This is a genomic window from Streptomyces sp. NPDC018263 (genome assembly GCF_055562575.1).
The window spans coordinates 1-13,294 of record NZ_JBVHFA010000015.1; the positions used below are offsets into that span (position 1 = coordinate 1).

The 13,294-nt window shown below is 32.7% G+C and carries 11 protein-coding genes; 4 read left to right on the plus strand and 7 right to left on the minus strand.

Annotated features, from left to right (window positions below; genetic code table 11):
- Window positions 1–191: 191 nt before the first annotated feature.
- The gene (locus ACZ3HQ_RS29425) at window positions 192–488 is read left to right on the plus strand and encodes a hypothetical protein (RefSeq protein WP_341082331.1); all 297 of its coding nucleotides are present in this window, start codon (window positions 192–194) and stop codon (window positions 486–488) included.
- A gap of 996 nt (window positions 489–1,484) precedes the next feature.
- On the opposite strand, the gene ACZ3HQ_RS29430 is transcribed toward ACZ3HQ_RS29425, so the two are convergent.
- The 3 genes from ACZ3HQ_RS29430 to ACZ3HQ_RS29440 form a co-directional block, all read right to left on the minus strand.
- Window positions 1,485–2,507 carry a DUF3231 family protein gene (locus ACZ3HQ_RS29430; protein ID WP_341082329.1) on the minus strand — a complete coding sequence of 341 codons (1,023 nt, stop codon included), beginning with the start codon at window positions 2,505–2,507 and terminating at the stop codon, window positions 1,485–1,487.
- A 203-nt stretch (window positions 2,508–2,710) separates the two neighbouring features.
- Window positions 2,711–3,499, minus strand: coding sequence for a hypothetical protein (locus tag ACZ3HQ_RS29435; protein ID WP_341082328.1), 789 nt, complete (start codon window positions 3,497–3,499; stop codon window positions 2,711–2,713).
- A gap of 477 nt (window positions 3,500–3,976) precedes the next feature.
- Window positions 3,977–4,216, minus strand: coding sequence for a hypothetical protein (locus tag ACZ3HQ_RS29440; RefSeq protein WP_341082326.1), 240 nt, complete (start codon window positions 4,214–4,216; stop codon window positions 3,977–3,979).
- 114 nt (window positions 4,217–4,330) lie between these two features.
- On the opposite strand from ACZ3HQ_RS29440, the gene ACZ3HQ_RS29445 reads away from it, so the two are divergent.
- Window positions 4,331–5,074, plus strand: a complete 744-nt coding sequence (locus ACZ3HQ_RS29445) for a hypothetical protein (protein WP_341082325.1) — start codon at window positions 4,331–4,333, stop codon at window positions 5,072–5,074.
- A 787-nt stretch (window positions 5,075–5,861) separates the two neighbouring features.
- On the opposite strand, the gene mobQ (ACZ3HQ_RS29450) is transcribed toward ACZ3HQ_RS29445, so the two are convergent.
- Window positions 5,862–7,775, minus strand: coding sequence for a MobQ family relaxase (gene mobQ, locus ACZ3HQ_RS29450; protein ID WP_341082332.1), 1,914 nt, complete (start codon window positions 7,773–7,775; stop codon window positions 5,862–5,864).
- A 475-nt stretch (window positions 7,776–8,250) separates the two neighbouring features.
- On the opposite strand from mobQ (ACZ3HQ_RS29450), the gene ACZ3HQ_RS29455 reads away from it, so the two are divergent.
- Entirely contained in the window at window positions 8,251–8,568 is a 318-nt protein-coding gene (locus ACZ3HQ_RS29455) for a hypothetical protein (RefSeq protein WP_350623827.1), read from the plus strand.
- Between the two features lie 124 nt (window positions 8,569–8,692).
- Here the strand turns inward: ACZ3HQ_RS29455 and ACZ3HQ_RS29460 are convergent, their stop codons facing one another.
- A complete protein-coding gene (locus ACZ3HQ_RS29460) occupies window positions 8,693–8,932 on the minus strand; it encodes a hypothetical protein (RefSeq protein ID WP_350623825.1) in 240 nt (79 codons plus the stop codon).
- 373 nt (window positions 8,933–9,305) lie between these two features.
- Between ACZ3HQ_RS29460 and ACZ3HQ_RS29465 the strand changes: the two genes are divergently transcribed.
- Window positions 9,306–10,124, plus strand: coding sequence for a replication initiation protein (locus ACZ3HQ_RS29465; protein ID WP_350623823.1), 819 nt, complete (start codon window positions 9,306–9,308; stop codon window positions 10,122–10,124).
- A 334-nt stretch (window positions 10,125–10,458) separates the two neighbouring features.
- Here the strand turns inward: ACZ3HQ_RS29465 and ACZ3HQ_RS29470 are convergent, their stop codons facing one another.
- Complete coding sequence (locus tag ACZ3HQ_RS29470) at window positions 10,459–10,881, minus strand: hypothetical protein (RefSeq protein WP_350623821.1); 423 nt, start codon at window positions 10,879–10,881, stop codon at window positions 10,459–10,461.
- 205 nt (window positions 10,882–11,086) lie between these two features.
- Entirely contained in the window at window positions 11,087–12,973 is a 1,887-nt protein-coding gene (gene mobQ / locus ACZ3HQ_RS29475) for a MobQ family relaxase (RefSeq protein ID WP_350623818.1), read from the minus strand.
- Between the last annotated feature and the right edge of the window lie 321 nt (window positions 12,974–13,294).

A 13,294-nucleotide genomic window follows, 5' to 3' on the forward strand; every position in this document is an offset into this window, starting at 1 on the left:
CAAGCGAATATGCTCTTTGTTTGCAACGCAAACCGCACACAAACGAAGTTTGTATAAGTGCGCCCTTCTTCACTTTGTTCATTGGGGTGATTATACCACATGCAGAGTGAAGATACTACTTTGTTATTCTAGTGTTATAGCTATAATTTGATTATAATGGAGGAAACAAGGTTATAAGGGGAGTGAGGGCTATGGCTCGAAAGACAGAAGAAGAGAGATTGCTAGATATGGATGAAAAGATTAAGAAGATGCAAGCTGAGAAGCAAAGGCTTGCGAATCAATTAAAGGAAAAAGAGCGTAAATCTAGAACAAAAAGACTCATTCAAATTGGGGCATTAATGGAGAAGCATTTAAAGATAGAAGGGGAGGAAGAAGCAATCAAGCTAATCGCTTCTTTCCAAAAGGCCATCTTGGAAAGAAAAGAACAAATTCAAGCAATGGATATACATTTAGCTAGAGAGATATTAGGAATTGAAAATAAAAAGTAACTCTCTTAAACTAGTGTTGACCACAGGGTCAAATAATGACCAATAGGTCAACGTTGATGTTTCTTTGAATAAAATAAAATGACCTCCTTCGATTTATTCGTAGGAGGTCATTTCATACTTTAGTATGGGAGCCAACCCTATAAAGAGTTGGTCAGGCTATAGATCTGAAGTATCTGTAGCCTTTTTTTATTATAATATGTAACCACATTCAAAAGATAGAATTTTTGCTTTTTGAAATTAGAAAACAGAATGATCCAATTCAAAAGAACAACCATTATTCTAAAGAACTATTGGCGACTAGTCTCTTTAAATCTTTCCTTCATAGCTTAATCTTTTTAGGAAAAACTAAAGTTACAGAAAGGAGAAATTTGATATGCGTGTTTTATTAACCATTGGTATCATGATTTTTTGCACCATCTCTAATGCTTATTTCACTCACTACATTCAAGAAAAAGCAAGAAAGCGCGGACTATACAGCGGTATTGTTTTGACTATCCTAGGTTTAGGTTACTCTACTTTTCAAACATTATTTATTATAAAAATGCAAAAAAAAGAATTTGAAAAAAAGAATTAGATATGAACCGCACTTGTTATTAGGATTTGAATACAAAAAGATTGTTAAAAAGCAGGCAATAGATAAAATCCCCCTGTATAAAGTTAATCCAAACTAATAAAATTTAATTAACCTACTGTAGAGTATGAACTTCGGCTAAATAGTCGGAGTTTTTTTGAGCTGATGATTAAAGGAAATACAAATACAAAAAAAGTGGTCATTTTTAGAGATAAAATTCCTCTCTAATGCTCACTAGACCTTCATAATCACTTTTTAAAGCGTTGCTTTTTAAATAAGAGTAGTTAAATAAGTAATTTAAATAAAATCGCTAAAATAAGGCTTAAAACAACTCTTGTTAAGTGTCCCAAAATTAATATACCCCTAAATCATTTACTTCTTCGATTGAATAAATGACCTCCCTTCGGTTTAAGTTGGCTTTACATTTAATGACCATCATGTTTATTTTTCACTAACTTCGTTTTATCCTTAGTTCCTGGTGGTTGTTCAAGCCAATTATTCTTTATCATAATGTCGGCTCCCGACTTTGCAAATGTAGCAATTTCAAGGGATAGGCGTTCATAACTAGTTGCTAGATCGTTGCGTTGACTAGCTGCGGCTGCAGTAGCATAGTTACCAGTTCCACTTGCACTTAGTAATGCCATATGGAACATGATTAATTTGTCTGAAAACGTTTGGGTCGTGGAATCAGAAATACCATGATCGGGTGACATGGGTGCTTCAATATCACAACCAAGCAAAGAATCCATAAAAATTTTCATATGTTTTTTGGATATCTCTTTACCAGTTAACAAAAAGTCCTGAACTTCTTTTAATGGCGAAGTCTGTGCAAAAGCAAGGCTAATTTTCATCCCTATATGATTGGTTTGAATATTTAAATATAAGTGAGAAATTTCAATTGCATTTAAAGGACGCTTGTCGCTTAATAGATTAAATCCACCTAAATACTTTTTACTGTCTATGTAATCCGTCTCAGTTGGAACAGGTATATAGGGTGCTCTTAAAAATATCCCTTTATTTAGCATTACTTGTGTGCTTTTATCATATAATTTAGTCGTTTCAGAGATTCCCTCTATAAAATAATCCCTTATATCTTTTCTAATACTCATGCCAAGAGAACCACCATAGGCTAATAATCCAGCTCTTGCCATATGATTGACATAGCTTATACAAAATAAATCTGTAAATAAACTCGGTGCATTCATATTAACATCTGCTTCAGAAAACCCATTCGGTATAATATAGTTTTCATGTTTAAATATAGTGATGAGTTTTTCTATATGACTAGCTGACAGATCATATGAAAACTGAATAATTGGTTTAATCTCTTTGTCCTCTATATGTTTTAGCATATAACCTAAAATACATTTACTCATGCTGTCATTCATATAGGCAGTCCAAAGAATTGCTATTTCAGAAGCTGTTAAATCTACATGGTTTCCTTTCATGTGAAACCCTCCTAAGTGGCTTAATAAAAAGCTCTGTTTAGGGTTTAGGAAAAAACAAAAAATGCTACTAATCCCCTTTTTTTAGGGTGTCTTATTCAAAGAAACTTATACAAAACGTAAAGTTAGCAGGCATAGTTCAATGAAGTTGGGATTATAAACTCAAAGTGTATATAATCGCTTTGAAATACGTTTTAAATGGCATTTTAATTTTCTAACCAATTGTAGAAAGGTACCTTTTTAACAGGTTCTTTTCCTAACATGCCTTTGACCTTCTCATATGATTCGTTATGTGCTTGCTGTTTAGCCTTAATTTGACGATTATTTTCAGCATAAAGAGCTTGCCATTCTAATTTTGTAACCAATGTATCTACGTAACTGGACATGTATGTGATTTTAGTGCCTTTTTTTATGGAATCAGTAACTCTATTAGTTACATATTGAATTATTTTATTAGCTTGCTTATATATATTATTTTCTTGTTTTTCAGGTACTAGATAGGTAGAAAAAGTTTCCCCTTCTTTTTCCCTACTGCCAGAAGGCTTTTCGCTGTTTTCTGTTTCGCAATCTGTTTGGAAATTAGTCCTATCAAGTCCTAATAAATTCACCCAATATTGGAAGTAAGGATGATTAACAAATAGATAGACTGGGTTCCCCCGACCGTTACACTTTCTGGCACGTCGATATACTTTTATAACTTGTCCCAGTTCTACTAGCTCTTTCAGGCGATATTGGATAGTTCGGTCACTGATCCCGTTCCTTTTTGCCAGGTATTCGTCACTCGCATAAAAGAATCCTAACTCCGTACTGAAGAAACAGACCATATCAAAAGCCTGTCTTGTTCCTTCTTTTAGTCGGTACCATTTATCCCCTATGGACTCTTGAATAGATTCTAATAAACTGTACTTAACTTTTTTCTTTTCTGTTTTTGTTTCTACATATGGTGTGTAAGATATCATTTGATTAAATTGGTGTGATTCCACAAATACTGTCATGTTCAATTTCTCCTTTTTCGGAACAAAAAAAGACACTATTATCCCATAAACCAATGGGAAACAGTGTCTTTTATCAAAAGTTATCGAAAAAAGGAAACTTTTTTTCCTTGAATAAACGTGTTTTATACACTAAAATGATTGGTATATAATACTTAACGTTATATGTTCAAAGGACTTCGACAAGTGTTTCCCTACCGAGAATAGGGAGACGGTTAAAGGGTGCGACCAACACCACTTTAACAGTTGGAGTTCTTTTTCATTATCCGGACTATTTAGTTATCTGTAATTTTATACCTATCAATCTATTCTAGCAATACTAATTTACTAGATTATATTTGAAATTAATAAAATAAAAAGCATAGGATCGTCTCCTATGCTTTTTTTCTTTTTATCCTAATACGAAATAAAAAGTTCATATTTTAAATGAAATGTAATTTTTTTCTATAAAAGGAGGTATTTTCTTTTTTAAAACCGAAATTAAATAGGACCGGTTACATAATACATAAATAGCAGTATAGAAGACAAAATCCCTATACTATTTAATATTTTCCCCATAAAAATATAATTGTTTTTTCTCTCTTTAATTTTTTTTGCCTGTTTATATCCTATAACTCCAAATATTATTGCAACTAAACAAAACCATAAAGAAAACACAGTCAAATAAGCAGCGATTAGAGTAACAAAACCTATTAAAATAGCTTTTACTTCCTCCTGCACAATATATACCCCCTAGAATATTCTTATTTTTTTCCATTTTTTTATTATCTATGTTATTAATCTGGAAATTATTCGGATTGATATAAAAAATTAAGGGGAAGGAAGATTGTTTCTATGAGTATGAAAAGAATTGTTTTTGTGTTAGGTTCACTTGTATTTTTATTAATTAGTAATTTTGGTTTAGATTTAAAATCAGCTAATGCAGAAAGTATCTCTACTGAAGATGGACTGAAGTATATTGAATCACCAGCTAATTATATTGAGTATTTAGAAAAGGAAAGCAAAATAGATGACTACGCAGCAGAAGGATTAGAAGCATTTAAAAATTTAAGTGAAGAAGAACAAAACACTTTTCTTTTAGCATTACAACCAGATAATTATATGAAATTAATCGGTACAGCAAATGCTAATCCTGGCGTATCAAACATTAACATAGAAGGAAATAAAGTACCTGTAGAACTACAAACAAATACTAACCCTTCAATAGGAGTATTAGCGACTGGGAAAAAAACTGTAACTGCTACCTATAAACTGTATGTTTTAGGTATTAAAACAACTACATTATATAGTACAGTTGTTTTTAACTATTCAGGTTCAACAGCTACAAAAGTTTTAGATAATTACGGAAGCCACAGTAACATAAATCCTTCTATGATATGGCAAAAAGGAATTGGAAAAGGTTATTTAAGTGGTGGAGATGCCTATGGAAGAGCTTCATGGACAGTATACTCAACTGGTAGTTTAGGTTTCATTAATGACTCTGTTGATTTTTATGCTCGTGGAGATGGAAAAAACAGATACTATAAAGTGGATTCTACACGGTCAGACTGGAAAACTGGTGGATGGATTTCTTTCTAAAAGTTGATTCCAATAAAAAAGCCTAAGATCTTAGGCTTTTTTATTTTTTCTTGAGAAATTTTATAAGTAAATATATTCCTCCTATGATAACTATAAGCCAAAAAACGAAAGGAATAATACCTAAAATATCCATAAAAACCATCCTTCAATTTTTTAAATTTTCTTTTTGCTAATCAAGTTTCTGTTGTTAAAAAAAAAACGTCTAATGAATCCAACAATTAATCCAAATCCTAATATTATTAGAACTATATAGCCATTAGACAATTTTCCTTGAAGTAGTAGAAGAAACAGCAATACCGAGATTACTACAACCACGAATAGTAAAACAACATCAATTCGCTTCATGAAATCATCTCCTTTTCTTAGTTGATACTTTACTCCCGTTGTGTTGGAAATCATAACTAATAATAACATTTTTTTCTTATTCTTATTTTGTAAGTGTTTAATAGAATTAGATAGTATTTTGCTAGTTAGTTAACATAATGCGTCTTATCCCAAGCAACCAACAAAACAAAAGACGGAATTCGGCCATATTTGGGCAAATTCCGTCTTTTTAGGTTTGGGAAATACATATAAACTTGGAACAATAATGATATCGGCGATCTTTCATTTTCTTTTAATTGCTGCGGATTGCTAGTTAGTTTCATGTTTGACAACAAAAATCAAAACAGAGACAACTCCCTCAGTTGTCTCTGTTAAGGATTACATAATAAGGAGGTATTACATGATCAATAATATGTTTGAAATGAAAGAAGTATGAATTGCTCACTCTCTTTATCAGTGTTAATCACCGTTCCAACTCATTTCTTTGCCCTTTTAAGCGTTGTTTTTGCTTCTCATTAGGATTTACCCCTCGAGTTTGGTTTCGGGCCTGTTCTAGGCCTCGGATGATGGCTGACAAGAATTCTGTGCTTGCTCCATAACCACCTTGATGCTTCCCTAACTGTAAATCTTCGATTTCTTTTATTGTTTTATCTTTCAAGTCCATATTACTTAGAATCTTATCTCGATTATGAATAAAGTGGTCTTTATCTCGAAATCCTTCTTTTTTTAAAGATTCTTGGCACTTACTCTGTATGTTTAAAAGGTCGTCATAGGCTTTCTTATTTGTTTCAGAATGAAGTACCTTTCCTTTTAACAAGGGATTACTATCAATTTTTTGCAAACGTTGTTCAATCTCTAATAATTGATCAAAATACTTTTCTACCCTTTGGATTCGCTGAATACCTACTTGGAACTTTTGTAAAAAGTTTTTATGTTCTTCAATATGTCTGTTCCGAGCACGAATAGTGGATTTAATACTATCTATACCGACAATCTTTTCAGCTTTTTTATTAAGGTTATTTAGCTTTTGCGCAGTCTCATACGATAAGAATTTTTCGGCATTTTGAAGTTCAGGATAGTGAGAAATGACTTTACGTATGACTTGCTGCTTTATTATTTCTTCGGTTTGCTTTAGAACTATTTTCTGTTCAATGGATGTCAGATTGTTTTCTTGAAGCTTTTGAGTAGCTACTTTCAGTTGTTTATTCAAATTCTTTTTAGCAAATGGAATCTCTTCCACTTTAGCCAAATTAGCTTCTTTTAAGCATTGAGCCAAATGCTGTTCTTGCTCTGGAATTTCACCTTGTACTTCTGTAATCTTATTGCGTAAAATTTCTTTTTCTTTTCGTTTAAACAATCCTGTCTTATCCAGTTTTCCCTTTAATTCTTCTAAGGTTTTTTCATAATGAGAAAGTTGCTTTTCGGCTTGTTCAGCTACGGAAACGACATGATTTTGTGTCTTTATAGATTCTATTTCTTGTTTTTGTTTTTTGGTCTGTATTTCTAATGATTTTCTATAGCTAGCAATGCTTGTCATAGTTGGTGTATCACCAATAATCTGTTTAGCTAGGATAACTATTTTTTGTTCTTCAGGAGTTAATTCTACTTTCTTCTTTTGCTCCTGCAGTTTTAACGCTGCTTCTCTTTGTTGCTTCTCTTGACGATACTTTTGAAGGTCATAAACAATCGCATTATGCTTTTGAACTTCACGATTAATAGCCCCTCGTTCGGTTTGTATGCCCTTTTTCTCCATATCAGAAGCAACATGCCCCATATGGACAGTAGGTAAGATTTCAAGTCCACGATCTGCATGGGATTTATGTGTGATTCGTTCGTTGATTTGTGCTTGTTCTAATGCTTTGTTTGCATACTCGGACCACTGCTCTCTCCATTGCTCCAGCAGGTCTTTTTTATTCCAATCACGATTCTTCGTAGTAAATCCATCTTCTGAAATTTCTCGTGTTGTCAGCATGACGTGAGCATGAGGATTGTTGGCATCATCCCGATGGATAGCGATATCAGCAACCATGCCTTTATCTACAAATTGATCCTGGATGTACCCTTTGATTAATTCTGTTTGTTGTTGTTGAGAAAGTTCTCTAGGTAGTGCTACATTGATTTCTCTGGCTAATTGAGAGTTCTTCCTTTTCTCGGAATGTTCCACTTCATTCCAAAGAATCTCACGATTCTGAATCCAAACTGGCGATTTTTCAGGGGCAAGAATATGGGTTTCTGGTTGCACTTCTCTTTTGTAAAACTTACTTTCATTTGTTTGCTCATCGACTAAACGCTGACCAGAACGATAGGCAGCAGCCGCAACTGCGGATTGCCCTTTTCCTCTGGAAATCATTTGAGCAGAGAAATGATAGATCGCCATATCCTTGTACCTCCTTTTTAAATTTAAATTGAATAACAAACTCCATAATGGAACAAAATATTAAAGCCAACTGTTGAAATTCATGTATCACACCAAAAAGGGAGTAGAAGGCTATCTACTCCTTTTTTATTTTTTAAAAATGAATTCGGAGAAATTATAAAGACAAGTTGAACAATTGCTGACATTGCCAACGAGTATTTATAAAAATCTTCCGAATCCTTTTTTGTATCCGCATTATGGCGGATACTCATTCGCCCACTAGCGAATGGAGGGTTTTGATTTTGTATTCGCACCAAGCGAATATGCTCTTTGTTTGCAACGCAAACCGCACACAAACGAAGTTTGTATAAGTGCGCCCTTCTTCACTTTGTTCATTGGGGTGATTATACCACAGGCAGAGTGAAGATACTATTATGTAATTCTAGTGTTTCTGCGATAGTTTGATTATAATAGAGAAAAACAAGGCGGTAGGGGAGTGAGAGCTTTGGCTCGAAAGACAGAAGAAGAAAGACTATTAGAGATGGATGAAAAAATTAAGAAGATGCAAGCCGAGAAGCAAAGGCTTGCTAACCAATTAAAACAAAAGGAAAGAAAGGCAAGAACACAAAAGCTAATTAGAATGGGTGGATTATTAGAAAAACATTTAGGAATAACAGGAGAAGAAGAAACTATTAAGTTGATTGCTTCTTTCCAAAAATCTATTTTGGAAAATAAAGATAGAGTAAATGCCATGGACATTAATCAAGCTAGAAATATACTAGGGATTCAAGTCCAGAGTTCAAAAGAATCTTAATCCATATTTTATTGTGTTTCTACTCTAGGTTAGATAAAAGATACCGATTTTGAAATTTATCAAAATCGGTATCTTTATCTAACTCTATTTATAAAAGGATGTATTTTCTTCTTTAAAATCGAAATTAAATGGGACCAGTTACATAATACATAAATAATAATATAGAAGACAAAATGCCTATACTATTTAAGATTTTCCCCATAAAAATATAATTGTTTTTTCTCTCTTTAATTTTTTTTGCTTGTTTATATCCTATAACTCCTAATATTATTGCAACTAAACAAAACCATAAAGAAAATACAGTCAAATAAGCAGAGATCAGAGCAACAAAACCTATTAAAATAGCTTTTACTTCCTCCTGCACAATATATACCTCCCTAAACATTCTTTGTTTTTCCATTTTTTATTATATATGTTATTAATTTGAAGAAATATTCGGATTGATATAAAAAATTAAGGGACATAATTTTAACTTTTAATAATATAGTTATTTTTTAAAGATTTTTAAAACCTTTTTACTTATTTATAGGAGCTTGAAACCCTTGGGGCTGTAAGTCTCAAAAATTTAAAAGTGAGTTTTGGTGCACTTAAAGTGAGTTTTGGTGCACTTAAAAGTGAGTTTTGGTGCACTTAAAGTGAGTTTTGGTGCACTTAAAGTGAGTTTTTTAGAAAAACTTGTTTTTTAACTCACTTTTAAATATGATAGTTATATCAAGAGTTATGAAAGGAATAAAGAAATGGCAAGGAGATTAGAAAAATTATCTGATAGAGTACCAAAATTAAAAGAAATGGAAACACGTAATTTCCCCGTTGTTAAATCTAATCATCTAATTCAAAAAACTCGTTTTGATTTAACATTGGTTGAACAAAAATTGATATTGCACGTAATCCAAATGATTGAGCCAAAAGATGATGATTTTAAAACGTATCGTTTTTCAATTAAGGATTACTGTAAAATTTGCCAAATCAGCGATAGAAGTGGGAAAAACTATTCGATTATTAAAAGTTCCCTGAAAAAGATAAGCGACAAAAGTTTTTGGATGGAACAAGAAGATGGTACGGAAGTGTTAATGAGGTGGATCGACAAAGTAGTTATAGACCATAAGAAAGACATAATTGATATTAAATTGGATAAAGATTTAAAGCCTCATTTGTTGCAGTTGAAGCAATTTTTCACTAAATATAATTACTTATATGTAATGACTATGAAAAGCCAATATAGTATTAGGCTCTATGAAATATTAAAGTCTTACGAAAATGTCCAAGGGATTATTTATGAAGTGGATGAATTAAGGAAAGTCCTAAATCTAGATGATGATACATTACCTAGATGGGTTGATTTCAAGCGTTTTGTGATAGAACAAGCTATTAAAGAAATCAATAAATTAACTGACATTACGATTACATACGATACGATTAAAAAGGGAAGAAGTGTTTTCGAAGTTGTATTTAATATTAAATCCAAGTCTGAAACACAAAAAATTATATCTCAAAGATTAATTGAAAGAACATTAGATAAGAAAAATAAAGATAATGATGATGATACTCCTTACTAATAGCATTGAGAACGTTTTAAAGGGGTTATATTGAGCCCTTTTTTAAAATAACGCATTTAAAGGTGTTAAATGGATAACGGCCTTCTACGGGCTTTGTATACACTTTAAAGGGGGAGTTGATAGTTATGGAATTTGATGATTCAAAAAAAATCATAAATGGGGAATTTGATATGAACCGCACTTGGTATGTAGGATTTGAATACAAAAGGGATTACGCAAAAAAGCCTTTGTCTGGGGAGGAAAATGAAAAACTAGTGGATGATCTAATCCAGGTCTTTGCAAAGTATGAAATGCAGTGGAAAATGAAATAAAAGGCTACCCAAAGGCAACCTTTTTATCGTTTTATTAAAGGTTCGGATTTAAAAAGAACTTTTTTTGTTTCAGCATCAACAATTATATTTTTTATATCTTTACCATTTTCAGATACTGTTAAATAAACATATACTTGTCTATTAGGATGAAAACCATCACCTGAAACTCGATTTTCACCAATAAACTCATCTACTTTTGACAACACCTTGTTCACATCTTTAAAAGAGACTTTTTCTCTAATGTTAATTTTAGCGTTCTTGTATTCAGTATATTGTTTTTGGTCTATTGAGCTATAAAAAGAATTTGGACTAGCAAACTTTTCACTAGAGTTATCAGGATATTTGCTCCATGATTCTTTTGCTGGTTCCTTAGCTTGAATTGAATTTGTGCTTATTCCCATTACTAAAACAACTAATAATATCATTGCAGTAATCATTTTCTTCATTTTGTATTCAACTCCTTTTTTGTATTATTTGATTGATTATCTGTTTTTATAAACAAATCTCTATAAGAAATAAAAAATGACCTCCCTACGGCTTGGCGCTGTTTGGAGGTCATTTCACTGATCTATAAAATATAGAGCCAATTCTTAAAAGAGTAGGCTAGCTACAGATGCTGTCACATCTGTAGCTTTTTTGAATATAGCATGATTACCTTTCTAACCCAATGTTTTGCCCTTTTAAGCGTTGCTTTGGTTTTTGCTTAGCATTTACTTTGTGTTCCTGCTTTTGGGCTTGTTCTACCCCTTCTAGGATGGCTGAAAGAAAGTCATTGCTTTGGCTTAGGCTTTGCGTTTCTTGTTGAACTTTTTCAAGTGCTGGAGCAACTTTCTCTATTTCTCTTTTATGTTGTTCCAAATGCTCCCGATCTTCATAACCGATGGTTCGAATAGCTTGAGTTAACTGTTCTCGTTTTTGTAAATCTTTCTGATAAGCTTGTTGTTCTTCCTTGGAAAACAGAATTTTTCCTTTTAAGTAAGGATTCGATTCGATTCGTTCAATTCGTTTTTCTAGTTCAGTAAGATGATTAAAATAACTTTCTGCATTTTGAGCATTCCGAACAGCCAGATTATAGTTTTGAATACCTTCTCGATTTAATTCAATTTTATGCTGTCTTTGTTCTAAAGTATGTTTTATGTTGTCGAGCGATATAGTTTTTCCTTGTTTCTCATTTAGTCGGTTCAATTTAGATGCTGTCTTGTAATCCAAATATTGTCCTGCTGTTTTCAATTCAGGATATTGGATAGCTACTTTACGAATTAGCTTTTGCTTTAGTATTTCTTCTGTCTGGTTTAGTATTTGTTTTTGGTCTACAGATTTTAAGATGCTCCCGTTTAAAGTTCGAGTAGACGTATCAATTTGTTTACTTAATTGCTTTTTAGCTAACTGGATCTCTTCACGTGCAGATAAACCAGCTTCTTTTAAACATGTATTTAAGTGGTCATGCTGGCTGATGATTTTATCTTGTAAAGTGTTGATACTAGCACGCAAATTTTCTTTTTCCTTACGTTGGAAAAATCCTACTTTATCAAGTTTTCCCTTTAATTCTTCTAATGTTTTTTCATAATGAGAAAGCTGTTTTTCTGCTTGTTCTGCAATAGAAACTATGTGATTTTTTGTCTTTAAAGATTCTAGTGCTTTTCTTTGTTGTTCGGTCTGTACTTCTAATGATTTTCTATAGTTGGCAATTGTTGCTACCGTTGGAATTTCGCCAATAATTTGTTTGGCTGCCTCCACATTTTTTTGTTCTTCAGTAGTTAATTCTACAGACTTCTTTTGCTCCTGTTGTTTTAACTCTGCTTCTATTTGTTGCTTCTCTTGGCGGTATCTTTGTAAGTCATAAACAATAGCATTATGCTTTTGTACTTCACGATTAATATTACCTCGCTCAGTTTTCATCCCCTTTTTCTCCATATCAGAAGCGACATGCCCCATATGAACCGTAGGTAAGATTTCAAGTCCACGTTCAGCGTGAGATTTATGTGTAATTCGTTCTTTGATGTTTGATTGTTCTAATGCTTTATTTGCGTATTCTGACCATTGTTCTCTCCACTGCTCCAGCAGTTCTTTTTTGTTCCAATCACGATTCTTTGTAGTAAAGCCTTCTTCTGAAATTTCTCGTGTTGTTAACATTATGTGAGCGTGAGGATTGTTGGAGTCATCTCTATGAATAGCGATATCAGCAACCATGCCTTTATCTACAAATTGGTCTTGGATGTAGCCTTTGATTAATTCAGTTTGTTGTTGATTGGAAAGTTCTTTAGGTAAAGCAATATTTATTTCTCTGGCTAATTGAGAGTTCTTTCTTTTCTCAGAACGTTCAATTTCATTCCAAAGAATCTCACGATTTTTAACCCAAACAGGGGAATTTTCAGGAGCAAGAATATGGGTTTCCGGCTTCACTTCTCTTTTGTAAAATTTACTTTCATTAGTTTGTTCATCAACTAAACGCTGACCAGAACGATAGGCAGCTGACGCAATTGCTGATTGTCCTTTTCCTCTGGAAATCATTTGTGCTGAGAAGTGATAGATTGCCATATGCTTGAACCTCCTTTTCAAAAGATTTTGTAGTAGCCGTAATAAAAATGATCGTACCGTAAGGTGGGAGAATTTTTATTATGGAATCGTAAGAAATTAATTAGACGAAATGGCATTTTGCCAATGAGAAATAATTAATCTCTTACGATGAGTTTTTGTATTCGTCACAAGACGGATACTCATTCGCACATCAGCGAATGAAGGATTTTAATTTTTATATTCGCAACAAGCGAATATGCTCTTTGTTTGCAACGCAAACCGCACACAAACGAAGTTTGTATAAGTGCGCCCTTCTTCACTTTGTTCATTGGGGTGATTATA

What these genes read in the sequence shown, in the direction of transcription:
- mobQ (WP_350623818.1), bottom strand. Translation starts at nt 12,973, where the DNA reads ATGGCAATCTATCACTTCTCAGCACAAATGATTTCCAGAGGAAAAGGA.
- ACZ3HQ_RS29425 (WP_341082331.1), top strand. Translation starts at nt 192, where the DNA reads ATGGCTCGAAAGACAGAAGAAGAGAGATTGCTAGATATGGATGAAAAG.
- mobQ (WP_341082332.1), bottom strand. Translation starts at nt 7,775, where the DNA reads ATGGCGATCTATCATTTCTCTGCTCAAATGATTTCCAGAGGAAAAGGG.
- ACZ3HQ_RS29465 (WP_350623823.1), top strand. Translation starts at nt 9,306, where the DNA reads ATGGCAAGGAGATTAGAAAAATTATCTGATAGAGTACCAAAATTAAAA.
- ACZ3HQ_RS29470 (WP_350623821.1), bottom strand. Translation starts at nt 10,881, where the DNA reads ATGAAGAAAATGATTACTGCAATGATATTATTAGTTGTTTTAGTAATG.
- ACZ3HQ_RS29435 (WP_341082328.1), bottom strand. Translation starts at nt 3,499, where the DNA reads ATGACAGTATTTGTGGAATCACACCAATTTAATCAAATGATATCTTAC.
- ACZ3HQ_RS29445 (WP_341082325.1), top strand. Translation starts at nt 4,331, where the DNA reads ATGAGTATGAAAAGAATTGTTTTTGTGTTAGGTTCACTTGTATTTTTA.
- ACZ3HQ_RS29430 (WP_341082329.1), bottom strand. Translation starts at nt 2,507, where the DNA reads ATGAAAGGAAACCATGTAGATTTAACAGCTTCTGAAATAGCAATTCTT.